At 69.5% G+C, this 26,516-nt stretch carries 20 protein-coding genes; 5 read left to right on the top strand and 15 right to left on the bottom strand.

What is annotated here, in order from left to right; translation table 11 throughout:
- Positions 1–156: 156 nt before the first annotated feature.
- From BLU09_RS13070 to BLU09_RS13060, 3 genes are all read right to left on the bottom strand, one after another.
- On the bottom strand, positions 157–537 hold the full coding sequence (locus BLU09_RS13070; protein WP_090489768.1) for a DUF488 domain-containing protein: 381 nt from the start codon (positions 535–537) through the stop codon (positions 157–159).
- Between the two features lie 569 nt (positions 538–1,106).
- On the bottom strand, positions 1,107–3,410 hold the full coding sequence (locus BLU09_RS13065; protein ID WP_186817848.1) for a hypothetical protein: 2,304 nt from the start codon (positions 3,408–3,410) through the stop codon (positions 1,107–1,109).
- A gap of 56 nt (positions 3,411–3,466) precedes the next feature.
- Positions 3,467–3,937, bottom strand: coding sequence for an FBP domain-containing protein (locus BLU09_RS13060; RefSeq protein WP_090489764.1), 471 nt, complete (start codon positions 3,935–3,937; stop codon positions 3,467–3,469).
- A gap of 405 nt (positions 3,938–4,342) precedes the next feature.
- Here BLU09_RS13060 and rsgA point away from each other — a divergent pair, with 405 nt between their 5' ends.
- Both rsgA and BLU09_RS13045 read left to right on the top strand, forming a co-directional pair.
- Positions 4,343–5,428: a ribosome small subunit-dependent GTPase A gene (rsgA, locus tag BLU09_RS13050; RefSeq protein ID WP_090489760.1), complete on the top strand. Its 1,086-nt coding sequence runs from the start codon at positions 4,343–4,345 to the stop codon at positions 5,426–5,428.
- Between the two features lie 113 nt (positions 5,429–5,541).
- The gene (locus BLU09_RS13045) at positions 5,542–6,909 is read left to right on the top strand and encodes a TAXI family TRAP transporter solute-binding subunit (RefSeq protein ID WP_090489758.1); all 1,368 of its coding nucleotides are present in this window, start codon (positions 5,542–5,544) and stop codon (positions 6,907–6,909) included.
- 57 nt (positions 6,910–6,966) lie between these two features.
- Here BLU09_RS13045 and BLU09_RS13040 read toward each other — a convergent pair whose 3' ends face one another.
- The 8 genes from BLU09_RS13040 to BLU09_RS13010 all read right to left on the bottom strand — a co-directional run bounded on the left by BLU09_RS13040 (position 6,967) and on the right by BLU09_RS13010 (position 17,425).
- Complete coding sequence (locus tag BLU09_RS13040) at positions 6,967–9,066, bottom strand: spermidine synthase (RefSeq protein ID WP_090489756.1); 2,100 nt, start codon at positions 9,064–9,066, stop codon at positions 6,967–6,969.
- A gap of 381 nt (positions 9,067–9,447) precedes the next feature.
- Positions 9,448–9,948: a hypothetical protein gene (locus BLU09_RS13035; protein WP_090489754.1), complete on the bottom strand. Its 501-nt coding sequence runs from the start codon at positions 9,946–9,948 to the stop codon at positions 9,448–9,450.
- A 13-nt stretch (positions 9,949–9,961) separates the two neighbouring features.
- Positions 9,962–11,575, bottom strand: a complete 1,614-nt coding sequence (locus tag BLU09_RS13030; RefSeq protein WP_244171673.1) for a hypothetical protein — start codon at positions 11,573–11,575, stop codon at positions 9,962–9,964.
- A 115-nt stretch (positions 11,576–11,690) separates the two neighbouring features.
- Positions 11,691–14,150 (bottom strand): bifunctional aspartate kinase/homoserine dehydrogenase I, encoded by a 2,460-nt coding sequence (gene thrA, locus BLU09_RS13025; protein ID WP_090489750.1) that lies wholly within the window; start codon positions 14,148–14,150, stop codon positions 11,691–11,693.
- Positions 14,151–14,309: 159 nt separating this feature from the next.
- Positions 14,310–14,438: a hypothetical protein gene (locus BLU09_RS39880; RefSeq protein WP_261770716.1), complete on the bottom strand. Its 129-nt coding sequence runs from the start codon at positions 14,436–14,438 to the stop codon at positions 14,310–14,312.
- A gap of 108 nt (positions 14,439–14,546) precedes the next feature.
- Positions 14,547–15,572 (bottom strand): inorganic phosphate transporter, encoded by a 1,026-nt coding sequence (locus BLU09_RS13020; RefSeq protein ID WP_090489748.1) that lies wholly within the window; start codon positions 15,570–15,572, stop codon positions 14,547–14,549.
- Positions 15,573–16,199, bottom strand: a complete 627-nt coding sequence (locus tag BLU09_RS13015) for a DUF47 domain-containing protein (protein ID WP_090489746.1) — start codon at positions 16,197–16,199, stop codon at positions 15,573–15,575.
- A gap of 215 nt (positions 16,200–16,414) precedes the next feature.
- On the bottom strand, positions 16,415–17,425 hold the full coding sequence (locus BLU09_RS13010) for a zinc-dependent alcohol dehydrogenase family protein (RefSeq protein ID WP_090489744.1): 1,011 nt from the start codon (positions 17,423–17,425) through the stop codon (positions 16,415–16,417).
- A gap of 230 nt (positions 17,426–17,655) precedes the next feature.
- On the opposite strand from BLU09_RS13010, the gene dusA reads away from it, so the two are divergent.
- On the top strand, positions 17,656–18,654 hold the full coding sequence (dusA, locus tag BLU09_RS13005; RefSeq protein ID WP_090489743.1) for a tRNA dihydrouridine(20/20a) synthase DusA: 999 nt from the start codon (positions 17,656–17,658) through the stop codon (positions 18,652–18,654).
- 317 nt (positions 18,655–18,971) lie between these two features.
- Here dusA and BLU09_RS13000 read toward each other — a convergent pair whose 3' ends face one another.
- Entirely contained in the window at positions 18,972–19,688 is a 717-nt protein-coding gene (locus BLU09_RS13000) for a tetratricopeptide repeat protein (RefSeq protein WP_090489741.1), read from the bottom strand.
- A gap of 10 nt (positions 19,689–19,698) precedes the next feature.
- On the bottom strand, positions 19,699–21,228 hold the full coding sequence (locus BLU09_RS12995) for an acetyl-CoA hydrolase/transferase C-terminal domain-containing protein (RefSeq protein ID WP_090489739.1): 1,530 nt from the start codon (positions 21,226–21,228) through the stop codon (positions 19,699–19,701).
- A 195-nt stretch (positions 21,229–21,423) separates the two neighbouring features.
- Between BLU09_RS12995 and BLU09_RS12990 the strand changes: the two genes are divergently transcribed.
- Entirely contained in the window at positions 21,424–23,637 is a 2,214-nt protein-coding gene (locus BLU09_RS12990) for a M3 family metallopeptidase (protein WP_090489737.1), read from the top strand.
- Positions 23,638–23,658: 21 nt separating this feature from the next.
- Here BLU09_RS12990 and thiD read toward each other — a convergent pair whose 3' ends face one another.
- Positions 23,659–24,477 (bottom strand): bifunctional hydroxymethylpyrimidine kinase/phosphomethylpyrimidine kinase, encoded by an 819-nt coding sequence (gene thiD, locus BLU09_RS12985; RefSeq protein ID WP_090489735.1) that lies wholly within the window; start codon positions 24,475–24,477, stop codon positions 23,659–23,661.
- Positions 24,478–24,517: 40 nt separating this feature from the next.
- Positions 24,518–24,859 carry a hypothetical protein gene (locus tag BLU09_RS39355; protein WP_244171672.1) on the bottom strand — a complete coding sequence of 114 codons (342 nt, stop codon included), beginning with the start codon at positions 24,857–24,859 and terminating at the stop codon, positions 24,518–24,520.
- 161 nt (positions 24,860–25,020) lie between these two features.
- On the opposite strand from BLU09_RS39355, the gene BLU09_RS12975 reads away from it, so the two are divergent.
- Positions 25,021–26,481: a M20 family peptidase gene (locus tag BLU09_RS12975; protein ID WP_186817849.1), complete on the top strand. Its 1,461-nt coding sequence runs from the start codon at positions 25,021–25,023 to the stop codon at positions 26,479–26,481.
- The last annotated feature ends 35 nt before the right edge of the window (positions 26,482–26,516 follow it).

Here is a 26,516-nt window from a genome sequence, read left to right as displayed (position 1 = left end):
TTCACCGCCGCTCCGGCCGCGGCTTCCGCCGTTCCCGGAGGCCTGAAGGGACTCGGCTGGCGCCGGACTTCCGTGAGGCGTTGAAGCTGCATCGCCTGCTCGACCGATTGAGAAGGCGTCGGCGATGGGGCGGCGCCAGACGAGGACGGGGCCGCTCTAGTGCGTCCGGGCCGCTTCCGCTTCGATGAGCCCGGCCAGAATCGTTCGGTGGCAGACCTGTTCGAGGATGCAATCCTTTGAACAGAGGAGGGTCACCGTCTCACCCTGCCGCACTCGCTTGGCGAGCGCGGTGATGGCTTCGTGCTGCGACGCCATTTCCTGGAGGTACCGCTCGCGGTAGGCATCCAGGGTGATGGGTGTGCGCCCCTTTCCATAGAAGGCGTCGAAGAGCTCCGGGCTGGGCGCCAGGTTGCTCTGCCACGCGTCCCACGTCTCCTTTGCCTTGGGCAGACCTCGGGGCCGGTAACGGCAGATGAGGACGCGGAAGCCGTCATCTGGCTCCGATGGCACACACCAACGTTTGGTTTTGAGCGGCATCGCCGGGCAACCCTGAACCGGAGGGGCGGTATTCCATCCGCGGTGGACCGGATTTCTTACCGGGATGGAAAGGGTTCTGGCCCCGTTGGCCCGGGGAGATGTCCCCAAGTGCTTGGAAATGCTGGCCTCGGGGCTTGGATCGGCGGCGGCACGCGCCCTGCTATGGGGTGATGCAGCAGCGTGACGGGGCAGTACGGGCGGCGGGTAGGACGGGGCGGTACGGGCGGCGGGTAGGACGGGGCAGTGCGGGCGGCGGGTAGGACGGGGCAGTGCGGGGCGGTACGGGCGGCGGGTAGGACGGGGCGGTACGCAGCACGGGCGGCGGGTAGGACGGGGCGGTACGCAGCACGGGCAGCAGGTAGGACGGGGCAGTACGCAGCACGGGCGGCGGGTAGGACGGGGCAGCACGGCGGTATGCAGCACGGGCGGCGGGAGGGGCGAGCGTGGCGTAGCAGAACGGGGCATTGCAGCCCGTTTCAGTCGGACGGCTCGGGTGTGTGGGATGGGCGAGTGGGAGCCGGTCCTCAGCGAAGAGGACATTCGCGAGGACCGGTTCGACTCAACATCGCTCAGAGATTGAAGCCCACGTTACCGACAGAGATGCTCGGTCCGAAGATGAAGGACCATTTGCTCGACGGAACGACCGGGTCCAGCGTGGGGTCTCCTCCCGTGCGACGTCGGATGTCTCCGCGGAACTCGTAGGCCAGCCACGCCTGCGCACCGACGGCAGCGCCAGGTCCAATCGGAACGCGCAGCCCCAGGCCCAAAACAACCGCGAGCGTCGGCGGGAATTGGATGTCACCCGACTGAGGCACGAGCCCCAGTCCCATCAAGCCCGCTTCGATTCCCAGCAGCCGCTCCTGGCCTTCGTTGTTCAGCAACGCCAGTCGCGACACGACACCGAAGTTGATGGCGAGCTGCCCGGTGGGCTCGGTGGCGCGGTAGAGGCCCGCGGGAATGGCGGCCGTCGTGTAGAGCCGGAAGAGGCCACCGGTGACGATGGCCGTCCACTGCGCGGAAGGCAGGCCGGTGCGGTCCGTCGTGCTCAAGGCGTAGCGGGACTCGTCCGCCACGTGGGAGACCTGGACGGTGATGCGGTCGTACTGCCCCAGGTTGCCCGGGACGGGGATGTCGCGCTGCTCTCCCTGCGGACGCAGGAACATCCGCTGCTCGACGCCGCTCTCCCCGCGCACCGAGCCATCCGGCTTCGTGACGCTGATGCGGAGCAGGACCTCCTGGTTCCCATCCTCCGGCTTCAGGCGCTGACGGTGCACGATGACGCGACAGGTGTTGCGCATCTCGTAGGGAATCCGGTGGGGGCGGCTGGGCTCCAGCTTCTGGTCCTTGCCGTCCTTGTCCGCGCAGACGAACTCCACCAGGTTCTCGATGCGGGCGGGCACGCTGGCTTCGCGCACCACGCGTTGGAATCGCTCATCCACCATCGCCAGGTCGGTGGTGGCCAGCTCCGCGGGCAGCGTGGGGAGCCGGTAGCCGAAGCGCAGCGCCACGAAGGCGCCTGGCGCCGCCTCGCCCTGGATGAGGGTGACGGACTCCCGCGTCGTGACGCTGTAGGCGCCAGGCAAGGGCTCCAGCACGAAGCGTCCCAAGCCGGCGTTGGACGCCATGCTCACCTCGGCGGGCCGGTTGGTCGGGATGAAATCGATGGAGCCATGCCCAGGCAGCTCCAGGCTGGCCCGGGGCGCGGGCAGGGGCAGCGTCTTCGCCGTCTCCGAGGCCACCACCGTTCCATCCTGCCGCGACGTCAGCGCGGTGATGGTCACCTGCTGGTCAGACGTGCCGCCCGTGCGCAGCATTACATAGGTGCCCTCCGCCAGCTTCACCACGCGCTCCACGCGGACGCGCAGGCCGTTGACGGTCCACACCAGGGTGCGCGGGTCATGGGCGCAGACGGGATCCAACCGGACCACGAGCGCGGAGTTCTCCGCGCCACGCAGCACCGAGCCCTCCACCGCCGTGAGTGGACACGCCAGCACGGACAGCGTGGTGGTGATGACCTGGTCGAGCGCGTCACCCCGCGAGAAGTAGACGCGAGGCACCAGCCGCGCGCGCAGCGTCACCGTGGCATCCACGCCCGGGACGTTGCGCACGGAGATGAAGCCTTCGGCGGGTTCGCAGCGGGCGGTGCCGCAGTCGGCGGTGGCAATCGCCTCGGAGTGGCTGACGGGGACGCTTCCCGGCCCCTTCGACACGTCGATGCCGTTGGAGAGCACCAGGGGCTCGGTGAGGATGGTGCGGCCGGGGCGGATGCGGAGCGATTCGGGGTCCACCAGGTTCCCGAGGGCGTCGTAGGTCTTCACGTCTGGCCCGATGCGGCCGTAGGGCGGAATCCAGTACAGCGACGTGTCCGTGGGCAGGCCCTGCGGCACGGGCACCGCGCAGTCCGCGAGCCCCCGGGGCTTGGAGGGGGACAGACAGACGTCCTGCCCCTCCATGGTGGGGCGCTCCGGCTCGCCGCGCGGCTTGCCCGACCACGCGACGCCCACGTTCAGCAGCCCCACGCCGCGCAGCTCCAGGCGGCCTTCGTCCGGATAGAAGGAAGTCCCCGAGAAGTCGATGCGCGGCAGCGGCCCGGTGGCAATCACCGTGACGATTCGTTCACTGGTCGCGCACTGCGCCGGGGTGTCGGCGACCTTGAGGTCCTGCGTGCGCGTGTTGTCGTCCGGCCTGGCGGGCGGATGCACGGAGCGGCCATCCGGGCCCAGGCTCCAGCCGTTGCGGACCGGCCCGCAGACGACACCCTGGGCCAGCACTTCCACGGGGCGGCCACCCTCCGGCACTTGCACGACGGGAGCGGCGGCGGCGAGCCCCGCAGCCAGCAGCGAGGCGAGAACGACGAGGCGGACAGGGGGCATCACTTCGCTAAAGAGCGAAGGATGCCGCCACGGTCAAGCCCGATTGCCCGGCGATATCAAGCGGCGGGCTGCGCCTCGATGCCCAACGCCTCATGCGCGAAACGAAACATTCGTTCATTGAGCTTTCCGAGAAATTCAAGCGGATGCCGGCCAGAGCGGTCCGCCGCGTCCTCCATCTTCTCCCTGCACCGGAGATCGGCGCAGAGGTTCACTCCCACGCGACGCTTGTTGTCCACCGCTGTGGTGAGCAGGCACACCTCGTGAGCCGAGCCGTAGCTGTGGCACCACTCGCACATGCGAGTGACGGGCTCGCCGCCCAGGGAGTCCCGGCGGAAGATGATGCCAATGGGCTTGCGGCTGCCCGGCGCGGAGAAGATGAGGTACACGCGCGCGCCGGACGTCTCCGTCCAGGCCAGGTAGTCACGCACGAAGAGCGGGAAGGTGATGCCCGAAGGCATCTCGATGACTCGGCGGTCTCTGGGGCGGAAGGATTCGATGAGCGCCCGGTCGTTTTCGAATCGGAACACGGCTGCTCCTTGGAGAACATCTGCCCCTAACAATGGGGTGTGTCCGTTTCCACCGGAACCCACCAGCAGGGCGGGCGCTCGCCCGGTGCGGCAGGTGCTCGGCGCGCTGCGCTACCTGGACGGCCGGGCGCTGGCGGCGGTTCTGCACACGTGGCCATTCCCTGCCGCCACGCGCCGGGATAGACATGCCATGCCGGGCGGTGGTGGCCACCGCCCCTTGAAACCCTCTGGAGGCATCGTGAACTCGCCCCTTGTGATCGACGCGGTGGAAGTCCTGTTCGCCTCGAGGGCGCAGGCCGCCTAGCCGGCAGCGAAGGTCTGACACAGCGCGGCCGTGCGCTCCTCGGGGAGCCCTGAAGAACCAGGTGCGCCATTGGCACCGCTCTGTCCGGAGTCCTTCCAACCATGTCGCTTGAAACCCTCGGCTGGGGTCCAGCCTTCGAACACGCATTCTCCACGCTCGTCTCGCAGTCCCCGCTGTCCCTCGTCCCTGGCCGCGTCGTGCGCCAGCATCGAGGGCTGCTCACGGTCCAGACCGCCACGCGCACCCTGTTGGCGCGCACCGCGGGCCGGCTTCTCCATCAAGCCCCCGGCGTCGAATCCCTGCCCACCATCGGCGACTGGGTGGCGCTCCAGCTCCCCGATGGGGACGGCGAGGCGCTGCTCCACACGGTGCTGCCTCGCGTCAGTGTGCTCGCCCGGCGAGAGGCGGGCAGTGAGCGCGACGGGCAGCTCATCGCCGCCAACCTGGACGTCGTGGTCCTCGTCGCGGGACTGGACGGCAACTTCAATCCCCGCCGCATCGAACGGGCATTGGCGCTGGCGTGGACCAGCGGCGCCGCGCCCGTGGTGGTGCTCACCAAGGCGGACCTGTGCTCGGACGCGGACTCACTCGTGGCCGAGGTGGAGGCGCTGGCGCCAGGCGTCCCCGTGCTCGCGCTGAGTTCCTGGACGGGGGAGGGCGTCGAGGCCCTTCGCGCGCAGCTTCCGGCCGGGAAGACGGGGGCGCTGCTCGGCTCCTCCGGTGTCGGCAAGTCCACGCTGGTCAACCGGCTCCTGGGCGAGGCGCGGCTGGTCACCCAGGCGGTCCGCGCCGAGGACGACAAGGGCCGTCACACCACCACGCACCGCGAGCTGTTCGTGCTCCCGGGCGGCGGACTGCTCATCGACGGACCCGGCATGCGCGAGCTGGGGCTGTGGGGCGAGGATGACGGCATCGGCCAGACGTTCACCGACATCCTCGAGCTGGCCGCCGACTGCCGCTTCACGGACTGCCAGCACCAGCGCGAGCCCGGGTGCGCGGTGCGCGCGGCCGTGTCATCGGGGGCCCTGCCCGAGGCGCGGCTCGCCAGCTACGAGCGGCTGCGGCGCGAGCAGGCCTACCAGGTCCGTCAGCGCAGTGCGTCCGCGGAGCGCGACCACCGGCGCCACGAGCGCAGCAAGACGTTGATGGGCTGGGAGGCAACGCGCTCCAAGCGCCGGCGGGACTGAGACGTCCTTCCCTCGGGAGGCGGGTAGAGTGACCGCCTTCTGACTGCCCGGCCGCCCCACCGGCGGCCGGGCCCCGTGGCTGACGCGCGCCGTGTCTATACTCCGCGCCCATCATGAAGAAGGACTCGCTCAAGGCCCGCCTGCGTCGCACGTTGCGGTGGGACCTCTGGATGACGCTGGGCCCCGCGCTCGTCATCGTCAGCATCGCGTTCGCCGTCACGTTCTACTTCGTCAAGCCCGCGCCGCCGAAGAAGCTCGTCATCGCCGCGGCTGGAGACGAGGGCGGCTTCCGGTACTTCGCGCGCAAGTATCAGGAGATTCTCGCGAAGCACGGCGTCACGGTGGAGATTCGTCCCACGGACGGCTCGCTCACCAGCATCAAGTTGCTGGAGGACGAGCGCTCGGGCGTGGACGTGGCCTTCGTCCAGAGCGGGACGTCCGACGCCACCAAGGCGCCGCACGTCGTGTCCCTGGGGAGCCTCTCCTACGTGCCGTTGTGGGTCTTCTACCGCGGGCCCACCATCGACGACCTGAACGCCCTGCAGGGCAAGCGCATCGTCGTGGGCCCCGAGGAGAGTGGCACGCGCGCCCTGTCCATGAAGTTGCTGGAGGCCAACGGCGTGGGCGCCGCGCCCACGGAGCTCTTGAACCTGGGGCGCGACGAGGCCATCGAGCAGCTCAAGCAGGGCAAGGTCGATGCTGTCTTCATCGTGTCCCCAGCGGAGTCACCGCCCGTCCAGCGGCTCGCGCGGGTGCCGGACATCAATCTCCTCAGCTTCTCGCGGGGCGAGGCCTACGTGCGCCGCTACCCCTATCTGTCCCGGCACGTGCTGCCGCGAGGCGTGCTCGACCTGGCCGCGGACGTGCCAGGCCGTGACGTGGTGATGTTGGCGCCCACCGCGAACCTGGTCGCCACCGATGCGCTCCACCCGGCGCTGGCCTACCTCTTGATGCGCGCGGCCAGCGAGGTCCACGGCAAGGCCGGCATCCTGGACCGCACGGGCGAATTCCCGGCGGCGCTCGAGGCGGGCTTTCCGTTCAGCAGCGAGGCGCGCCGCTACTACGAGTCCGGCGTTCCGCTCCTGCACCGCTATCTGCCGTTCTGGGCCGCCAACCTGGTGGACCGCCTCTGGGTGATGCTGGTGCCCTTCATCGCCGTCCTGGTGCCCCTGGGCCGGGTGGCGCCAGCGCTGTACCAGTGGCGCGTGCGCTCGCGCATCTTCCGCTGGTACGCGCGGCTGAAGGAAATCGAGCTCCAGCTCGAGGAGGGCCCGGGCCGGGAGATGCTGGAGGAGATGCTGCGGCGGCTCGATGAGGCCGAGCGCGAGGTGAACCGCATCCCCATGCCCCTGGCCTACGCGGAGAACCTCTACTTCTTCCGGGAGCACGTCGACGTCGTGCGTCGCCGCCTCACCCGGCGCATCGCCGAATCCGGCGAGCCCTCGTCCGAGGTGCTCACGGCCCGGGAGAAGACCGCGTAGTCGCCGCTGCCACAGGGCGCTTCCGGGGCGTGCTCGGAAGCGCCACGAGACCGTGGCTCAGTGCGCGAGCGCGTGCAGCAGGTTGACGTAGCTGTCGGACCAGACGCGCCTGTCCTTCAGCTCGGGCGGCGTGTCCACCGGCTGGAAGGGCAGCTCCTGGGTGAGGCGGGCCGCGACGTCGCTGTTGGCGCTCATGGCGAACCAGACGCTGGGTGAGCGGCCCGACGCCAGCTCCTCGGCGGTGAGGCGCTCCGTCTGGTTCACGAGCCCCTGGACCCGCAGCTCCGTGCTCAAGCGGGTGAGCACGGGGACCAGGTCGAAGAGCCGGCTGGAGACATGGAACAGCAGGAGCCCCTCCGGCGCGAGCTTCCGGAGATAGAGGCTCAGCGCCTCCCGGGTCAGCAGGTGCGTGGGGACGAAGTCGCTGGAGAACGCATCGAGGACGATGACGTCGTACCCGCCGTCCTTGGCTTCCTCCATGCGAAGGCGCGCATCCCCCGCAAGGACGCGGAGCTCCGCCTGGCTGGAGCCGAGCATGCTGAAGTGCTGGCGCGCGAGCCGCTCCACCTCCGGGTCCAACTCGTAGAAGTCCCAATGCTCGCCGGGGCGGCCATACGCGGCGAGGCTGCCGATGCCGAGCCCCACGACGGCCACGCGCTCACGCGGAATCCGTTCCGAGGCCAGCACCCGGCCCACCGCGGAGCCCCGGTGGTAGTAGGAGAGGGGCTCTCCTCGCTCGTCCGGGTGGAGGTTCTCCACGCCGTGCACGGTGCTGCCGTGCTGGAACAGCCGCAGGCCCTCCGCGTCCTTGACCGTGTAGAGGCCGTAGAAGGTGCGCGAACCTTCGATGCGCCCGCGCGCGAGCATCCACCCGGAGAGCACCAGGACCGCGACGACGAACAGGGCGGCTCCGCTCGATACGTAGGGCGCCAGCTTCGGGACGGGCATCCCCTGGCCTCGGCGCATCATGTCCCGCGCCGCCAGTCCTCCCAGCAGGAGCAGTCCGGTGATGCCGTGGTCCAGGTACGGGAGCGCCAGCGAGCCCAGCGTCAGGGGAACGACCAGGGCCAGCAGCAAGGTGCCCACCAGACCGCCCAGCGAGACGTGCAGGTAGAACGAGCCCAGCAGGCGCGGGTCCGACGGGCGGCACCACACGAGGTTGCCATGCATCAGCAGGCAGCCCACCCAGAGCACCGCGCTGTGCAGCACCAGGGACGGGAGCGACGTCTGCGCGCGTGCCAGCGCGAAGAGGGCCGCGCCCGCCGCGACGGCGAGGCTCCCCAGCGCGAGCCGGTTCAACCCCGTGGGCGTGGGGGGCCGCTTCGAGAAGCAGACGATGAGCGTGAGCAGGTACAGCGAGAGGGGGAGGATCCACAGCAGCGGGATGGAGGCATCCAGCGTGAGGACGTTGGTGACCGCGAGCAGCAGCGCATTGGCGCTCGCGGACAGCAGCAGCCAGGTGATGCGTGAGGCGCGCGGGGCGCGGGGCGCCGGCTCGGTCCCGGCCGCTGGCGCGGACGTCGTGCTTCCCCCGGCAAGCGCCGGGCGAACACGCCGGATGCAGAGCAGCGCGAAGACGACGAACGCGCCGTAGCCCGCGTACCAGACGACCAGCTGTTCCTGGATGTCGAGCGCCGGCTCCACCAGGAAGGGGAAGGTGAGCAGCGCCGTGAGCGCGCCCGCGTTGGACGTTCCGTAGAGGAAGAACGGGTCACCCCGAGAGGGATGCTCCGTGCGGGTGAACCAGCCCTGGGCGACGACGCTCGTCGTCGACAAGGCGAGGAACGGCAGCCCCAGTGACAGCGTCAGCGTGAGCAGGATGGCCGCCACGGGGTGCAGCTCGAAGAGGTGCAGCCGGAACGGGAAGACGACCACCGCGACCAGCACGAAGCCCAGGTGGGCCCAGCGGTAGCGGCCCTGGTGCGCGGCCACCGCGACCCGGCTCGAGTAGAAGTAACCGAGCAGCAGCACCGCCTGGTAGAACACCAGGCACGTCGTCCAGATGGCCGCGCTGCTTCCGTAGGAGGGCAGCAGCAGCCGCGCGAGGATGAGCTCCACCTGGAAGAGCAGGAAGGAGCCGAGGAAGACCCAGAGGTGGAACAGCGTCCCTGTGAAGCCGTGGGTCGAGGGCTTCGGGGCGGGGAGGTCGGTCGTCATCCTGGGAGCCACTCGCGAAGGCCCATACGCAGCGTGTGTGTGTGGCCGTGTGGGCGGAGCATCGCTCCAGGCGGCCCGAAAAATAAACGCAGGGGGGCCTCAAGGTTTTCGGCGCCGTGCGTTTTGAATTTCGAAGTGGGGATGGGGAGGAAGCAAGCCCGGGGGGGCTGTTGCTTCCACAGGGGGAGGGCGCGCCGGAGTCGGGCCGCGCAGTCATTGGGAGCACGTCGAGGGGGCGTGCTCCCAATGTTTTTTTCTGGAGCTCTCGTCTGAGTGGCTCACGTGGCGGGGAGTGCGTCGGGGGGCGCGCTCCCCGCTATGTTTTTCAGGGGGCTGCCTCGGCCGGGCCCGGTCTCCCGGGCCTCGGCTGTGCCCGCCGGACTACTCGGCGTCGGACGAGGGCATGACCTTGATGGGCTGCCCGTCGTCGCCCGTCACCGTCGTGCCTTCGGTCTTCTGCTGCGCCGCCGTGGGCGTACCCACCGCGAAGCTGAATACCCGCGACAGGTGCGCGCCGCGGAAATCACCCGTGACGGTGACGACGAGGTGAGACTGCCCTTCACCCGGCGTGAAGCTCACGTCGAACTCGGACACGGCGTCCTGGGTGAAGCTGCCACCCGACACGGGGGTGGCGGAGCTCTTCACTTCGAGTCCGTCCACTCCGGAGAGGCTGACCTTGACGTCGGTCGCCGGCGCGTCGAAGCGCAGGGAGACGCGGGCCTGGTCCTCACCCAGCTTCGCGTCCACCTTCACCGGCGCGCCGACCTTCGTGGTGTTCGAGGTGTCGCTGGGCGTGGGGTTCGACTTCGACGGGGAGGTGCAGGCGACCTGCGCCGTGAGCGCGAGGAGACTGGACAGGGCTGCGATTGCCTTGAGGTTCATGTGCGCTCCGGAATCACTGGCTGGTGATGGAGAGGATGGGGAAGGGATCGTAGTTTTCGGCCTCCTCCTGGAAGCCGAACACGACCACGACATACTGCGTGTCCGCCTGGGTCGGGATGCTGACCGTCTCCGTACCGGTGTAGTCGATGTCGGACTGCGCCAGGCGCCGGCCCTGGCCGAAGACTTCGATGCCCACGTCCTGCTCCGCGTGGGACGCGCTGAGCGTCATGTTCCGGCCCGTGCCGGTGAAGACGTAGTACTGGTTCTGCTCGCGCTTGTTGTAGTCGCGCCCGCCCACCAGGGGGACTTCGGTGGTGTACGGGATGCCCGGCACGTGGGTGTAGATGGCGCGCAGTGGCGTGTCCCCATCACCGAAGTCCGAGGAGATGGACCCGATGTTGTAGTAGGCCAGCAGCCGGTCCACGTCCGCGATGCTGACGCCGGACTGGGCCTTGAGGCCGTTGATGAACGAGCCGATGGTGGTCAGCGCGGGCGTCGCCTTCTGCGGGCCGACGAGCACGTCGTAGAGGATGCCCAGGTCGTACGACACCCTGTCGTACGACTCGTTGGTGCCGGAGTCGTACAAGTCATAGAGCAGCCGGAAGACGCTCATCTCGGAGAAGGCGCCCTTGCGCGGGTCGTCGGTGCTGGGCGGCTCGCTCTCCGCGTCGAAGCCGAAGGCGACCAGCGTCGAGGTGTCCCAGAATGTGTCGGCGTAGATGGGCTCCGGCAGCAGGATGCTGGCGAGCGCGTTGCCATAGCCTTCGCCGAAGGCGAGGCGCGGGTCCAGGATGTCACCGCTGGAGTGCGGCCCGCCCGGACTGTCCGCGCGCGACAGGTTGGCCTCGAAGTAGTGCCCCCACTCGTGGACGATGACGTGGGCGTCGAACTCGTCGGTGTCGATGCCCTCCCGGCCGAGCACGTAGATTTCGTTCTCCCTGAAGGAGAAGTGCGAGGTGCCGATTCGGCCATCCCGGCGATCCGGCGCGGTGCCCGACTGGGGCATGTTGTTCGGGCTCCAGTTCACCTTCAGCAGCGGGAAGTTGACCGGGCGCACGTCCATGAAGGCCCGCGACGCGGTGTACATGCTGTCGAGGATGGCGAAGGGCGCCGCGATGCGCCGGCTGGCCGTGTATCGGGAGCCCGCCCATCCGTGGGTCGCGTGCAAGTCCTTGGTCGTCACCGTCGCGGTGATGTCGCCGCCCACCGCCCAGATGGCGTTGTTGTCGGTGTTGTCCTCAATCTGGATTTCCGGCTCGGTCGTCTTGGCGAGCGCGACCACCGACAGCGCCCCGCTGCCGGAAGGGGTGTATGTGAGCGTGTAGCGCCCCTGCTGGTCCGTCGTTCCATCGACGAGCACCCGCGTGCCCTGCCGCACCTGGACCACGGCGTTGCGCACGGGCCGCTTGGAGGACTGGGCGAAGTCCAGGGTCCCCCGCCGCGTGGAGGGAGAATAGACGGCCGGGACGAAGTCGTACGTCACCGTGCCGCTCAGGGTGACGGGTTCTCCGCTACCGCCACCGCCCTCATCATCGTCACCGGGACACGCAGTTGTCAGCGCCAGGGTGAATGCGAGCGCCAGCACCTTGCAGGTGAGGTCTCGGGTCGGCTTGCGAGTCACGTCCATTCCGTTCTCTCCCCCTTGCCTCTCGCGCATTCGAGGGCAGGCGGGGCATTGTCGACAAGTCCGCAGCCAACTTCAAACGGACATCGGCCGCGGACCTGTCGTACCGGGCGTCAACTCAGGGAAGTGGCCCGTCGACCAGGCGGAGCACGTCCGCCAGCACGCCAGCGGCTGTCACCGCCGCGCCCGCGCCATAGCCGCGAATCACCAGCGGTGTGGGGCTGTAGCGCTCCGAGGTGAAGCTGAGCGCGTTCTCTCCGCCCTTCACCGCCGCCAGCGGGTGCGTCAGGGGCACCGGCACGAGCCCGACAAAGCAGCCGTCCTCCGTGACGCTGCCCACGTAGCGTAGCACCTTGCCCTCCGCGCGGAGTGCCTCCACGCGGCGCTGGAAGGCGGCGTCCACCAGCGGGAGCCGGGCGAGGAAGTCATCCAGCGGCCCGGTGGCGTCGAAGTCCGACGGCAGCAGGGAGTCCAGCGTCACCTGCTCCAACTCCACCTGGCGGCCCAGCTCGCGGGCGAGGATGAGCACCTTGCGCGCCACGTCGGTGCCGTGGAGGTCGTCGCGCGGGTCGGGTTCGGTGAAGCGCTTCTCCATGGCGGTGCCCACCGCCTGCGACAAGGGGATGCCTTCCTCCGTCAGGCCCAGGATGAATGACAGCGAGCCGGAGAGGATGCCTTCCACGCGCAGCACCCGGTCTCCCGTGCGCAGCATGTTCTTCAGCGTGTCGATGACAGGCAGCGCCGCGCCCACGTTCGTCTCGTAGAGGAAGCGGCGTTGGTGACGGGAGGCCGTCTCGCGCAGCTTGCGGTAGTGGCTCCACTGGCCGGCGTTGGCCTTCTTGTTGGCGGTGACGACGTGGAGCCCCGCCTCCATCAGCGACGGGTAGGCGAGCGCGATGTCCTCGCTGCTGGTGCAGTCCACGAAGACGGGCCGGCCCGGCCGCTTCGCGCGGGCCCAGTCGCGGAAGGCGTCCAGGGGCGCGGCGTCGCTGCTGGCCGCCAGCCGCTGCTTCCAGTCCTCCAGGGGAATTCCCTCGCTCGCCGTCGCGACGCGCTGGCTGTTGGCGATGACGCAGACGCGCAGGTCCACGCCGTGGGCGCGCAGCTTGGGCGCCTGCTGGTGGACCTGCTTGAGCAGCTCGCCGCCCACGCTGCCCACTCCGGCCAGCAGCAGCTCCACGACTTCCGTGGTGCCGAAGCACCGACCGTGGACATGGGCCAGGGCGCGGGGACCGTCCGTCTCCGCGATGACCGCTGAGATGCTGCGCTCGCTGGAGCCCTGCGCGATGGCGGCGATGCTGCAACCCACGTCCGCCAGCGCGCTGAAGAAGGTGCCCGCCACGCCCACGCGGTGGCGCATGCCATCACCGACGATGCTGAGCACGGCGAGCCCGCGCTGCTGCTCGATGGTGTCCACCTTGCCCGCCGCGCGCTCCATCTCGAACGCGACTTCCAGGGCCTGCACGGCGCGCTCCGCGTCCGCCTGCTGGACGCAGAAGCTGATGGAGCATTCGCTGGAGCCCTGGGTGATGAGCACCACGGAGATGTTGGCGAGGGCCATGGACTCGAAGACGCGGGCGGCGGTGCCCGGAACGCCCTTGAGTCCCGCGCCGCCCAGGTTCACCAGGGCGATGCCGGGAAGGAAGGAGAGGCCGCGCACGGGGTGCTCGGGCGGCGCGGCGTCGTCGGTGACGCGGGTGCCCGGGTGGTCTGGGCGGAAGCTGTTGCAGACGCGCACGGGGATGCCGCGCTCGCGCGCGGGCGCAATCGTCTTGGGGTGGAGCACCTTGGCGCCGAAGTAGGCCAGCTCCATGGCCTCCTCGAAGCTCACCTCGGGCAGCGGGAAGGCTTCTGGCACCAGCCGCGGGTCGGCGCTGAAGATGCCGTCCACGTCCGTCCAGATCTCCAGCAGCTCCGCGTCCAGCGCCGCCGCCGCCAGCGCCGCCGAATAGTCCGAGCCACCCCGGCCCAGGCACATCGTCTTGCCCCGGGTGTCACCGCCGAAGAAGCCCGGCATCAGCATCAGCCCGGGGCCGCCGGCCTCGCGCAGCGGCGTGAAGCGCGCCCGGGTCTCCTCCTGGAGCGGCGTGGCCTGGAGCGGGTCCCCCGCGCAGAGGATGACGTCCCGTGGCTCCACGGCGTGCGGCTCCAGTCCGCGTGCGTGCATCAGCGCGCCCAGAATCAGGCACGAGGCGCGCTCGCCCAGTCCGGACAGGTGCGCGAGCACGGAGGGCGAACATTCCCGCAGCAGCCCCACGCCCTGCAGCAGCCCGCGCAGCTCCGAGGCCAGCGTGGAAAGCCCCTCTTCCAGCGAGCGCAGCCGCGCCTCCCCCAGCTCCGCCGCCAGCTCGCGGATGATGCCGCGGTGGACGTCCTCGAAGCGGCCGTGGAGCGACTCCACCGGCTGACCTTCCTGGGCCGCGCGGGCCGCGTCCACCAGGAGGTTGGTGATGCCGGACACGGCCGAGGCGACCATCATCACCCGCGTCTCCTTGCGCGCCGCCGCGGCCAGGTCCGCCACGCCGCGCATCCGCTCGGCGTTGCCCACGCTCGTCCCCCCGAATTTCATCACCCTCATGAGCGCACCTCCGCGTGGAAGGCGGCGAGGCGAGACGGCGGGGGCGGCGGCGTCGACTGCGGGGAGGGCTGCATGTCGGGGCTCCTGCGGCATGTGAAAACAAAAAAGCCCCGCGCCGGAGAGCGCGGGGCCGAGCTGGAAACCAAGGGGGTTCCGTCGCTAGACCACCCGCGCCCGGCGGGGAGTCGTCGTGGTCGTGGTGGTGGTCAGCACGGTCGTCAGGACACACACGCGGGCGAGGAACGTCGTTCCCTCGCGCTGCACGTGCTGGCTGTTGACGCCGTTCATGAAGGGAAGGCTGGCCGAACTTGCCGCGGCAAGTCAAGCAGGGGACCCGGCAGGTCCATGCATGACGGGGAAGGGCTCGCGGAGGTCCATGCGAGCCCTCCCCGGCGTTCAGCTTGCCAGGCGCATGACCACCTGGGTGAGGCCGTAGAAGACCACCGCGGTCAGCGCCGCGGCCGGGATGGTGACCACCCAGGCCCAGATGATGCGGCCGGCGACGCCCCACTTCACCGCGCGCCAGCCCCGGGTGGCGCCCACGCCGACGATGGCGCCGGTGATGGTGTGCGTGGTGGACACGGGGATGCCCAACTGGGCCAGCGCGATGATGGTGACGCCGCCGCCCGTCTCCGCGGCGAAGCCGCCGATGGGCGCCAGCTTGGTGAGGCTGTGGCCCATGGTGCGGACGATGCGCCACCCGCCGAAGAAGGTCCCCAGGGCGATGGCCGCGTGGCAGGAGATGATCATCCACCAGTCGATGTGGAACGGCCGGTCCTTCCAGATGGTGCCGAAGAGCACCACCGCGATGATGCCCATCACCTTCTGCGCATCATTGGTGCCGTGGCTGTAGGAGAAGATGGCGGACGACACGAGCTGCAGCCGGCGGAACCACGAGTCCACCTTCAGCGGTGTCTGGCGGTGCACCGCCCACGTGCTCAACACCATCAGACCGATGCCCAGCGTCATGCCGATGAGCGGCGACAGCACGATGAAGGCGGCGATCTTCGCGATGCCCGAGCCCACCAGGCCCGCAAAGCCGAGCACCGGCAGCGTGGCGCCAATCATGCCGCCGGCCAGCGCGTGCGACGACGAGGAGGGCAGGCCCCACCACCACGTCAACAGGTTCCAGACGATGGCGCCCATGAGGGCGGAGAAGATGACGGCGAGCACCGCGCTGGGGCCCTGAGCCCGGAGCATCTCGAAGTTGATGATGCCCTTGCCCATGGTGTTGGCCACGTGGACGTTCCCGCCAAAGGCCGCCACGAAGTTGAAGAACGCGGCCCAGGCCACGGCGAGGTTGGGGGACAGCACTCGGGTGGAGACCACGGTGGCGATGGAGTTCGCCGCGTCGTGGAATCCATTGATGAAATCGAAGATGAGTGCGACCGCGACAATGAGGATGACGGCGGCGAGTAGCATTTAGCTGTGCTCCAGCACCACGCCTTCGATGACGTTCGCCACCGACTGGCACTTGTCGGTGGCGGTCTCAATGAAGTCGTAAATCTCCTTCCACTTGATGATGAGCAGCGTGTCCGCGCCGCTCTTGAAGAGCCGGCCGACACCCGAGCGCAGGGCTTCATCCGCCTGCGCCTCCAGGCGCTTGATTTCCTTGCACCCGGCCAGAATCTGCTCCGGCTTCTTGATGAGCCGCAGCGCGGCCACCACTTCCTGCACCTTCTGCGTGGACAGCACCAGCAGGCGTGCCAGCTCCGTGGCGTCCGGCAGGCTGGCCGGGATTTCGTAGTAGTGCAGGCGGGCGGCGGCGGCGTTGGTCAAATCCAACACGTCGTCGATGCGGGAGAGCAGGGTGTGAATCTGCCCCCGGTCGAATGGGGTGATGAACTGCTTGTGCAGACGGTTGAAGGCGGTGTGGGTGACTTCGTCCCCACGGTGCTCCGCGTCCTTGAGCGCCTGGACCCGCGGGGCGACGTCGCGGTAGTCACTGAGCAACTCGTAGAGCATCTTCGCGCCTTCGACGGTGACGGCACATTGCGCATCGAAGTCGTCGAAGAACTCGTCCGACTTCGGCATCAGCTTCTCGAGCATCCGTCCCTCCAAGTCGCCTGAGGGCAGGCGACGCCGTTCTTGAGGGCGGTTGACATGTCTGTCACGCACCCTTGGCGCGCCCGTGACTACCCTAAGTGGAGAGAATCTCCAGCCTTCCTTTCTGCTTGCCTGTGGCTTTCACCCTCGCTAGGGCGCGCCCGCTGGTGGCAGAGGGTGGGAGCCAGGGCTGGCCACCTTGCTCGTGGCCCGGCCGCTCAGACGGCGATGACAATCTTCCCGAAGTGGGCGCCGGACTCCATGTAACGCAGGGCCTCGCGCGCCTGCTCAAAGGGGAAGCTCCGGTCGATGACGGGCTCGAGGCGGTGCTGGGTGAGGAGCCGGTTCATGTCCTCGAACATGGCGCGGCTGCCCACGTAAGTCCGCTGGACGTCGAGCTTCTTGGGCTCCACCAGGGCGGGGTCCGGCTTGGCGAAGCCGCCGCTGAGCATGCCGATGAGGGAGATGTGGCCCCCGGGCTTCGTGGCCCGGACGGAGCGGGGGAACGTCTGTTCGCCGGCCACCTCCAGGACGTGGTCCACGCCCTGGCCGCCGGTGAGCGCCAGCGCCTGCTCGTCCCAGTCCGGGTGCTTCTTGTAGTTGATGGTGCCATCCGCACCCAGCGCCCGGGCGTGCTCCAGCTTCGCGTCCTGGCTGGAGGTGATGAGGACGCGCGCCCCCAACGCCTTGGCCAGCTGGAGCGCGAAGACGGACACGCCGCCGGTGCCCTGCGCCAGCACTGTCTGGCCCGGCTGGAGCCGACCCTCGGCGACCAGGGCGTTCCAGGCGGTGACGGCGGCGCATGGGAGGGTGGCGCCTTCCTCGAAGGACAGGTGGTCCGGGAGGAGGACGAGCCCCTCCGCGTCCACGACGACGTACTCCGCGAGCACGCCATCCACGCTGCCACCCAGGGCGTTCCGCGTCTTCTCCGGCGAGGCCGGGCCGTCCGTCCAGGTCTGAAAGAAGGTGGGGGCCACGCGGTCACCCGGCGTCACGCGTGAGACGCCGGGGCCCACGGCCACCACTTCTCCCGCGCCGTCCGACACGGGGATGAGGGAGGCAGGGCGCGGTCCGGGATAGCGGCCCAGGGCGATGTAGAGGTCCCGGTAGTTGAGGGACACCGCGCGGATCCGGACCAGCGCCTGGCCGTGGCCCGGCGTGGGCTCCGGCCGCTCCACCTGCACCCATGCGTCGGCGCTTCCTGTCTGCTGCAGTTCGTAGGCTTTCATGCGGGCATGACTATCCACGGACCGTCAGGGCGGCCAGACAACCAGACGGGAAGGGCTCGCTGGCTGGGTGGATTTGCCCGGAGTGAAATGGTTCGCGGTGGGTGCCTGCCCGGTGGCCAGGGAAGAGGGGCGGCAAAGGGGTGGGCAGGGGCGGAAAACCCGGCTACATGCAGGCGGCAGGGGAGCGGCCCGCCGAACGGGACGCTCCGGCTGCTGCCCCGGGTTCTCGCATGATGCCGACTCATCCCATGCCGCTGTCTGTCGCGCCGATGATGGACTGGACGGACCGCAACTGCCGGTACTTCCATCGCCAGCTCAGCCGCCACACGCTGCTGTACACGGAGATGGTCACCACGGGCGCCATCCTGCATGGCGACCGGGAGCGGCTGCTGGGCTACGACGCCGCGGAGCACCCGGTGGCGCTTCAGCTCGGCGGTTCGGAGCCGGCGGCGCTCGCCGAGTCCGCCCGCATTGGCGAGCAGTGGGGATACGACGAAATCAACCTCAACGTGGGTTGCCCGAGCGACCGCGTCCAGTCGGGCCGCTTCGGTGCGTGCCTGATGGCGGAGCCGGACCTGGTGGCTCGGCTGGTGGGGGCGATGCGGGAGGCGGTGAGCATCCCGGTGACGGTGAAGTCGCGCATCGCCATCGACGAGTTGGAGGAATGGCCCACGCTGGAGGGCTTCATCCGGAAGGTGTCCGCCGCGGGCTGCACCCGCTTCATCGTGCACGCGCGCAAGGCCTGGCTCCAGGGGCTGAGCCCCAAGGAGAACCGCGACGTCCCGCCGCTGCGCTACGACCTGGTGCACCGGCTCAAGGCGGAGTTCCCGCACCTGGACATCAGCATCAACGGCGGCATCAAGACGCTGGACGCCGCCGCGGAGCAGCTGCGCCATGTGGACGGGGTGATGATGGGCCGCGCCCCGTATGAGAACCCGTACCTGCTGGCCGAGGCCGACCGCCGCTTCTTTGGCGCCACCACGCCGGTGCCCCAGCGGCACGAAGTCGTAGAGGCCATGCTGCCGTACATCGAGAAGGCCATGCTGCGCGGCGCGCCGCTGGGCGCCATCACCCGGCACATGTTGGGGCTCTTCCAGGGGCTTCCCGGGGCGCGGGCGTGGCGCAGGCACCTGAGTGAGAATGCCCACAAGCACGGCGCGGGGCCGGAGGTCGTCGTGGCGGCGCTGGCGAAGGTGCGTCGGGAGCCTGAAGCCGAAGTCGCGGCCTGACCGCAGGGCATCACCCCGACACCAGAGGGAACCGCAGGTTCGAGCCGCTTCCCTTCGGCCCGGCATGCGATTCCCTCTGGCCCACCGCCGCGCTCGGCATGGTCCGCGTCCGCACGCAGCTCCCCGCCACCAACGTGGTCCCCAAGCACCGCTCCAAGTCGGCGCTCTCACGGGGTGTCAGGCATTGCGTCGGAGCTCGGCCCCACTCGCGAGCCCCCCCGCCTCTCCGGGAGCATCCGGCCCGGAATCAGCACCCGCGGCCGGAGCCGCCGTGTGCATGGCCATTCTTGTCGCATGCCGTGGCCGCGAAGGGCCCGTCATGGTTTGCGCATGGTTCCTTCACGAAGCGCGTCCAGCAGGGCGGGTGGGTCGCCTTCACGAAAGGCGGAGAGTCCCGCCTCGAAGTCCGCGCGCGCACCGTCCACGTCACCTTGACGCTCACGCAACACGCCGCGCGCGTGCAGCAGCTCCGGGTCCACCTCGTCGCCCGTCTGGGACGCGAGCGCCTCGGTGAGGTCCTGCGCCGCGTCGTCCAGCCGGCCCAGGCGGGCCCGCGCGGCGGCGCGCTGCTGGAGCAGCCACGGGTTGCCCGGGGCCTCCTCAATCGCGAGCGTCCAGTCCCGCTCCGCCGCTTCATCCCGGCCCAGCGCCTCCAGTGCTTCGGCGCGCTTCATGTGCAGCACCAGGGCCTTGCGGTAGCCCGCCGCGACGAGCGCGTCGAAGTCCGCCACCGCGTCTTCATGGCGGCCCAGCCTCGACAGGCACAAGGCACGGTGCAGCCTGCTGGTGAGGTGGCCGGGGGCCAACGCCAGCACGCGCTCGTACCACTCCAGCGCTTCCGCGGGGACGCCGCCCCAGATGGCCAGCGTCTGCGCCACTTCCAGCAGCACGCGAGCCTGCCGGGGATGGGCCTCCGCCAGCGCCCGTGCGAGCGCGAGGGCGGACGCATACCGCCCGCTGCGTCGCAGGCGGTCCACCTCCCGCAACTGGGCGGCCAGCTCCGGGGGACAGGCTTCGCGGCCGTTGCGCTCCACCGCCGGTGTCTCAGCCGTTCTGGGGGAAGGCGCGCGTCGCCGCGTCGTAGTCCGCCCACCAGCCCTGGAGCACCTTCATGTCGGTGGCGCGCGGCTCGTCGCCGGGGCCCGCCATGTCGAGGTACGCGTGCAGCAGCGGCCGGAAGTAGGGGTGCGCGCAGCGGTCGATGATGTCCTGGGCGCGCCGCTTGGGCGAGCGGATGTCCATGTTGAGCGCGTAGCCCTGCTCGGTGACGACGCACTTGATGTCGTGCTCGGTGTGGTCGATGTGCCGCACGTACGGCATGACACAGCTCACCGTGCGGCCATCCCGCAGCTTCCGCGTGGACGGCGTGTGGACGATGCTCAGGTACGCGTTGCGGAAGAAGTCACCCGAGCCGCCCAGGCCGTTGACGATGCGCGAGCCGTCGATGTGCGTGGAGTTGACGTGTCCGTAGATGTCCACCTCGATGGGGGTGTTCATCGCGATGACGAAGAGGCGGGAGATGATTTCGGGGCTGTTGGACAGCCACATGGGCCGCAGCACCAGCCGGTCCTTGCTCCGCTCGAACATGTCGAGGAAGCGCTGGCGGCCCTCGGAGGAGAAGGACACCGCGGTGGCGGACGCGTATTCGAACTTCGCGTCGTCCTCCACGTAGCGCAGCATCCCGTCCTGGAAGACCTCGGTCCAGAAGCGGATTTTCTGGAAGGGAGAGTCGTAGAGCTGGCCGATGATGGCGTTGGCCACGTTGCCCACGCCGGACTGGATGGGCGGCAGGCGCTTGCCCCACTGGTACTGCTCACGGCAGCGCATCAGGAAGTCGATGACGTGCTCGGCGATGCGCCTGGCGGTGTCATCCGCCGCCTTGAAGGGCACCGGGTGGTCGGGCGTGCGGGACTCCACCACCGCCACCACCTTGCTCAGGTCGAGCTCCACGTAGGGGTTGCCGATGCGGTCCCTCACGTTCACCAGCGGCAGCGGCCAGCCCACGTGTGGATGGACGGCGGGCAGGACGATGTCGTGGAAGCCCGTGTAGTCCGGCCCGGAGGTGTTGACCTCGAGGACAATCTTCTTCGCGCGGGCCAGCGCCTCCGCGCTGATGCCCACCGACGACGTGAGGACGACGCTGCCATTCTTCCGGATGCGCGACACCTCGACGACGGCCACGTCGATGTCGCCGTAGAAGCCATACATCAGGTTGCGCGCGAAGGCGGACAGGTGGACGTCCGTGAAGTCCATCTCCCCGGCATGGATGCGGCGCCGCGAGGCAGGCGAGGACATGTACGGACCGCGCTTGGCGATGAAGGGCGCCATGGGGCCCTCCACGTCCTCGGACAGGGACGCGCCGGACAGCAGGGTGATGCGGGCGTCCGGCGCCGTCTGGGAGAAGTGCCAGGCCAGCGCCGGCAGGAAGGTCTTCGGCTCACCCGACTTGGTGAAGCCGCTGATGGCCACGGTGTTGCCGTGGACGACGTGCTTCACCGCCTCTTCGACGGGGACGACCTTCGCCAGCAAGTCGGCGTTCTCGATGCGGTCCTTCAGCGTGCTCGTCACGGTCATTCCTGGAGGGTGAATGCTGTGGGGGGGCTGGGTGTAACACACCGCGTCTTGCCCGTGGCCACGGTGTTGGCCGGGAACAGATGGGCAGGCAGGCATGTTGGTGTGCCCGCGATTCCGTCCCCCGGTTCGCGACGCGATGCCGCTAGGCTGCGTCCCTCTTCAGTTAGCCCCCTTTCGTCGGGAGACATCCTCTACATGCGTAAGCTCTTCTTCGCTGGCGCGGGCATGGCCGTACTCGTGTCCACCGGCTGTGCGACGACCTCGCAGGAGTCCCAGAACTTGGCCACCGCGCCTCAGACGACCGCCCCCGCCGCGCCGGCTGCTCCGGAGCAGACCAACCCGCTGCTCGCGAAGTGGACGGGCGCCCATGGCGGCGTGCCGCCGTTCGACCAGGTGAAGGTGGAGCTCTTCAAGCCAGCGCTCGAGGCCGCGATGGAGCGGACGCGCGGCGAGCTGGCGGCCATCGCCAACGACACCTCGGCGCCCACGTTCGAGAACACCATCGTCGCGCTGGAGGCCGCCGGCAAGACGCAGGGGGACGTGGAGACGCTCTACGGCATCTGGAGCTCGTCCATGAGCGGGCCGGAGTTCCAGGCGCTGGAGCGGGAGATGGCGCCGAAGCTGGCCGCCTTCGACGACGAAATCTTCCAGAACGAGGCGCTCTTCCGCCGCATCGAGGCGGTGTACCAGTCGCCCGACAAGGCGAAGCTGACGCCCGAGCAGCAGCGGCTCACCTGGCTGCACTACACGCGCTTCGTCCGCTCCGGCGCGAAGCTGGACGCGGCGGCCAAGCAGAAGCTGGCGGCCATCAACCAGCGGCTGGCGTCGCTCTACACGTCCTTCAGCCAGAACGTGCTCGCGGACGAAGAGGGCTACACCGTCGTCCTGGAGTCCGAGGCGGACCTGGCGGGCCTGCCGGACTCCGTGCGCGCGGGCGCCGCCGCCGCGGCCGAGTCGCGCGGTCAGAAGGGCAAGTGGATCATCACCAACACGCGCTCCTCCATGGAGCCGTTCCTGACGTACTCGTCGCGGCGCGACCTGCGCGAGAAGGTCTGGCGCAACTACGTCAACCGCGGTGACAACGGCGACGCGCGCGACAACAACGCCATCATCGCCGAAGTCCTGAAGCTGCGCGCCGAGCGCGCCACGCTGCTGGGCTACAAGACGCACGCGCACTGGCGGCTGGAGAACGCCATGGCCCGCACGCCCGAGCGCGCCATGGAGCTGATGGAGGCCGTCTGGAAGCCTGCGGTGGCCCGCGTCCACGAGGAGGTCGCGGACATGCAGCGCGTGGCCAACAAGGAGGGCGCGAAGCTCAAGATCGAGCCCTGGGACTACCGCTACTACGCGGAGAAGGTCCGCAAGGCGAAGTACGACCTGGACCAGAACGAGGTGAAGCCCTACCTCCAGTTGGAGAAGCTGCGCGAGGGCATGTTCTGGGTGGCCGGCGAGCTGTTCGGCTTCTCCTTCACGCAGGTGAACGACGTGCCCGTGTTCCACCCCGACGTGCGCGTCTGGGAGGTGAAGGATCAGGCCAGCGGGCGTCACGTGGGCTTGTGGTACTTCGACCCGTACGCGCGCAAGGGCAAGCGCTCCGGCGCGTGGATGAACGCGTACCGCAGCCAGGAGCGGTTCCGGGGTGAAGTCACCACCATCGTCTCCAACAACTCCAACTTCGTGAAGGGCCAGCCCGGTGAGCCCGTCCTCATCAGCTGGGAGGATGCCTCCACGCTGTTCCACGAGTTCGGCCACGCGCTGCACGGCCTCAGCTCCAACGTGACGTACCCGTCGCTGGCCGGCACCGCGGTGGCGCGCGACTACGTGGAGTTCCCCTCGCAGCTGCTGGAGCACTGGCTGTCCACGCCCGAGGTGCTGAACACCTACGCGCTGCACTACCAGACGGGGAAGCCCATTCCCCAGGCGCTGGTGGACCGCATCGAGAAGGCCGCCACCTTCAACCAGGGCTTCGGGACGGTGGAGTACCTGTCCAGCGCGCTGGTGGACATGAAGCTGCACCTGGCGGGGGCTACGCCCATCGACGCGGACGCCTTCGAGCGCGACACGCTCAACGCGCTGGGCATGCCGAAGGAAATCGTCATGCGGCACCGCACGCCGCAGTTCGGACACGTCTTCGCGGGTGACGGGTACTCGGCGGGCTACTACAGCTACCTGTGGTCGGACACGCTGACGGCGGACGCCTACGAGCGCTTCACCGAAGGCAAGGGCGCCTACGACAAGGACGTGGCCGCGCTCCTGCGCAAGCACGTCTTCTCCGTGGGCAACACGCTGGACCCGGCCGACGCGTACCGCGCCTTCCGGGGCCGTGAGGCGGGCATCCAGGCCCTGATGCGCAAGCGCGGCTTCCCCGTGCCGGCCGCGCAGGCCGCGCCGAAGAAGGCCGCGAAGTAGTCGCCCGGTGACGGGCCCGGGCTACCCCTCCAGCGGGAAGAAGTGGCTGAAGGGGCCCGGGCCCTTGCCCAGGGGCAGGGGGTGCTCCAGCGCGGCGGTGACGTAGTCCTTCGCGCGCCGGGTGGCCTCCAGCGGCGGCTGCCCCAGCGCCAGATGCGCGGCGATGGCCGCCGACAGCGTGCAGCCCGTGCCGTGGGTGTTGCGCGTGTCCACCGCGCGCAGGTGCAGCGTCTCCAGGCGCTCGCCGTCGAACCAGACGTCGGTGCCGCGCAGCGCGCCCGTCATGCCGCCGCCCTTCACCAGCACCGCCTGGGGGCCGAGCCGGTGGATGCGGCGCGCGGCCTCCCGCATGTCCTCCAGCGTCTCCAGCTTCATGCCGGCGAGCAGCTCCGCCTCGTGCCGGTTGGGCGTGGCCACCGTGGCCAGGGGCAGCAGCAGCTCCTTGAGCGCGCCCACGGCCGCGTCGTCGATGAGGCGCGCGCCGGCGCGGGACACCATGACGGGATCCACCACCAGTGGACCCAGGCCCAGCACGCGCAGGCGCTGGGCCACCGTGGTGATGATGGCCGGGTTGACGAGCATGCCCGTCTTCACCGCGCCCGCGCCGATGTCGGAGGCCACGGCGTCGATTTGCGCGGCGACGGCTTCGGGGGGCATCACGTCCACGCGGGTGACGCCCTGCGTGTTCTGCGCGGTGATGGCCGTCAGGGCGCTGGTGCCGTGAACGCGGTGGAAGGCGAAGGTGCTCAGGTCGGCCTGGATGCCGGCGCCGCCGCCGCTGTCGGAGCCGGCGATGGTGAGCGCGGTGGCTACGGACTTCGAAGTCTCCATGGCCGCCATGGTGCGGGACCGGGTGCTCCGCCGCCAGTGCTTCCCGCGCTCACGGGTCCAGGAAGGCGTGTTTCACCGCATCCATCAGCGGGTCCCTGTGGCCGTTCGTCGGCTGGAGGAAGTGCCCCTGGCTGTGGGGCCAGATGAGGGCGCCACCCAGGTTCTTCTCGCGCGCGTACTGGCCCTTGACGGCGATGGAGCGCGGGTCTTCGTAGGAGACGTCGTTGCAGAGCCTTGGACCGTGGCCGCGCCCGGGGCGCCCGGACGGCCCGGGTCCTCCGTACCTCCGCCGGTGCTGCCAGCCAGTGTCCCCAGCACCAGGCCAAGCCAGCGCTGTCTCCACAGCGTCGACGGCTTCTTCACTGCGCCCCCCTGCGACGAGCCGCGTCATCTACACGACTTGTGTTTCGCGGCGAAGGTGCAAAATAGTCGCAATACTGTAAATTCGTGATTCGTGGAGGCGAGGCCTGCCGTGGGGCTCTGCCCTGGAGATGCAGTGGGGTGGCGGGCCGCCTTTGCTAGCGTGAGACGTCCCCACCGCGAGCCTTGCCGATGAAACGCATTCTCTTGTCGTTGTTGGTTGTCGTCGTTGCCCTCGCGGGGGTTCTCCTCACGAAGGCTTTTCGCTTCACCTCGCGGCAGGTCCAGCCGGAGGCGCCCGCGGCGTTCACCGTGGACGCGGATGCCGCCGCGGTCCGGCTGGGCGGTGCGCTGCGGCTCAAGACGCTGGCGGCGGCGGAGGGGCTTCCCGCGGAGGACGCCGCCTTCGCCGCGCTCCACGACTACATGCGGGAGCAATACCCTCGGCTCCATCAGGCGCTGAAGCGCGAGCCCGTGGGGGCGCACTCGGTGCTGTACACCTGGACGGGGACGGACGCGTCGCTGCGCCCGGCGCTGCTGCTGGGGCACCTGGACGTGGTGCCCGTGGAGCCTGGTACGGAGGCGTCCTGGACTCACCCTCCCTATAGCGGGCTGGTGGCGGACGGCTATGTCTGGGGCCGGGGCGCGCTGGACGACAAGGGGAGCGTGTTCGGCATCCTGGAGTCGGTGGAGGCCCTGCTCGCGGCGGGCTTCCAGCCCAAGCGCACGGTGCTGCTCGCCTTCGGTGGGGATGAAGAGGTGGGGGGGCGCGAGGGCGCGGAGGCGATGGCGAAGCTGCTCCGCGAGCGGGGCGTGACGCTGGAGTCCGTGCTGGACGAGGGCGGGATGATTGTGTCCGGCACCGTGCCCGGCGTGGCCTCACCGGTGGCCCTGGTCGGCGTGTCGGAGAAGGGCTTCGCCAGCGCGGAGCTGGTGGCGGATGGCGAAGGTGGCCATTCGTCCATGCCGCCGCCCCAGACGGCCGTGGGCGTGCTGAGCCGCGCCATCTCCCGGCTGGAGGATGCGCCCATGCCCGCGAAGCTGCGCGGTGGCAGTCGGGCCCTGTTCGAGTTCGCGGGGCCGGAGATGGGCTTCGGGATGCGCACGCTCTTCGCCAACCTGTGGCTGTTCGAGCCGCTGGTGCTGCGCCAGCTCACCGCGAAGGCCACCACCAACGCGGCGGTGCGCACCACCGCCGCGGCCACCATGTTCGAGGGCAGCGAGCGCGACAACGTGCTGCCCGCCCGCGCCCGGGCGGTGGTGAACTTCCGCATCCTTCCGGGAGACTCCGTGGCGGGCGTGCTGGAGCACGTGCGGCGCGTGGTGGATGACCCGCGGGTGAAGGTGCGCACGCTGGGCTTCATCAGTGAACCGTCGCCCGTGTCGCGCATGGACTCCGAGGCCTGGTCGCAGCTCCAGCGCAGCGTGCGCCAGGTGTTCCCCGACGTCGTCGTGGCCCCGTACCTCATGCTGGGCGCGACGGATTCGCGCTACTTCACCGGGCTGAGTGAGAACGTCTACCGCTTCATGCCGCTGCGCCTGGACGGCGCCGACCTGTCACGCCTCCACGGCAAGGACGAGCGCGTGTCGGTGAAGGGCTACGCGGACGCGGTCCGCTTCTACGCTCAGTACGTCCGCAACGTGGCCCAGTGATGCGGGTGGGGATGGGCTGAATGGCCCGCACGAGA

The sequence above is a fragment of the Myxococcus virescens genome (assembly GCF_900101905.1).
GTDB lineage: Bacteria > Myxococcota > Myxococcia > Myxococcales > Myxococcaceae > Myxococcus > Myxococcus virescens.
The sequence above is the reverse complement of the archived record's forward strand: the minus strand, read 5'-3'. Positions and strand labels throughout refer to the sequence as shown.

Excerpts from the sequence above, each read along its gene's own strand:
- BLU09_RS13070 (WP_090489768.1), bottom strand. The coding sequence starts at position 537 with ATGCCGCTCAAAACCAAACGTTGGTGTGTGCCATCGGAGCCAGATGAC.
- thiD (WP_090489735.1), bottom strand. The coding sequence starts at position 24,477 with ATGGCGGCCATGGAGACTTCGAAGTCCGTAGCCACCGCGCTCACCATC.
- BLU09_RS12995 (WP_090489739.1), bottom strand. The coding sequence starts at position 21,228 with ATGACCGTGACGAGCACGCTGAAGGACCGCATCGAGAACGCCGACTTG.
- BLU09_RS13015 (WP_090489746.1), bottom strand. The coding sequence starts at position 16,199 with ATGCTCGAGAAGCTGATGCCGAAGTCGGACGAGTTCTTCGACGACTTC.
- BLU09_RS13020 (WP_090489748.1), bottom strand. The coding sequence starts at position 15,572 with ATGCTACTCGCCGCCGTCATCCTCATTGTCGCGGTCGCACTCATCTTC.
- BLU09_RS39880 (WP_261770716.1), bottom strand. The coding sequence starts at position 14,438 with ATGAACGGCGTCAACAGCCAGCACGTGCAGCGCGAGGGAACGACGTTC.
- rsgA (WP_090489760.1), top strand. The coding sequence starts at position 4,343 with ATGTCGCTTGAAACCCTCGGCTGGGGTCCAGCCTTCGAACACGCATTC.
- BLU09_RS13035 (WP_090489754.1), bottom strand. The coding sequence starts at position 9,948 with ATGAACCTCAAGGCAATCGCAGCCCTGTCCAGTCTCCTCGCGCTCACG.
- BLU09_RS12990 (WP_090489737.1), top strand. The coding sequence starts at position 21,424 with ATGCGTAAGCTCTTCTTCGCTGGCGCGGGCATGGCCGTACTCGTGTCC.
- BLU09_RS13030 (WP_244171673.1), bottom strand. The coding sequence starts at position 11,575 with ATGGACGTGACTCGCAAGCCGACCCGAGACCTCACCTGCAAGGTGCTG.
- dusA (WP_090489743.1), top strand. The coding sequence starts at position 17,656 with ATGATGCCGACTCATCCCATGCCGCTGTCTGTCGCGCCGATGATGGAC.
- BLU09_RS13010 (WP_090489744.1), bottom strand. The coding sequence starts at position 17,425 with ATGAAAGCCTACGAACTGCAGCAGACAGGAAGCGCCGACGCATGGGTG.
- BLU09_RS39355 (WP_244171672.1), bottom strand. The coding sequence starts at position 24,859 with ATGACGCGGCTCGTCGCAGGGGGGCGCAGTGAAGAAGCCGTCGACGCT.
- BLU09_RS13065 (WP_186817848.1), bottom strand. The coding sequence starts at position 3,410 with ATGCCCCCTGTCCGCCTCGTCGTTCTCGCCTCGCTGCTGGCTGCGGGG.
- BLU09_RS13040 (WP_090489756.1), bottom strand. The coding sequence starts at position 9,066 with ATGACGACCGACCTCCCCGCCCCGAAGCCCTCGACCCACGGCTTCACA.
- thrA (WP_090489750.1), bottom strand. The coding sequence starts at position 14,150 with ATGAGGGTGATGAAATTCGGGGGGACGAGCGTGGGCAACGCCGAGCGG.
- BLU09_RS13045 (WP_090489758.1), top strand. The coding sequence starts at position 5,542 with ATGAAGAAGGACTCGCTCAAGGCCCGCCTGCGTCGCACGTTGCGGTGG.
- BLU09_RS12975 (WP_186817849.1), top strand. The coding sequence starts at position 25,021 with ATGAAACGCATTCTCTTGTCGTTGTTGGTTGTCGTCGTTGCCCTCGCG.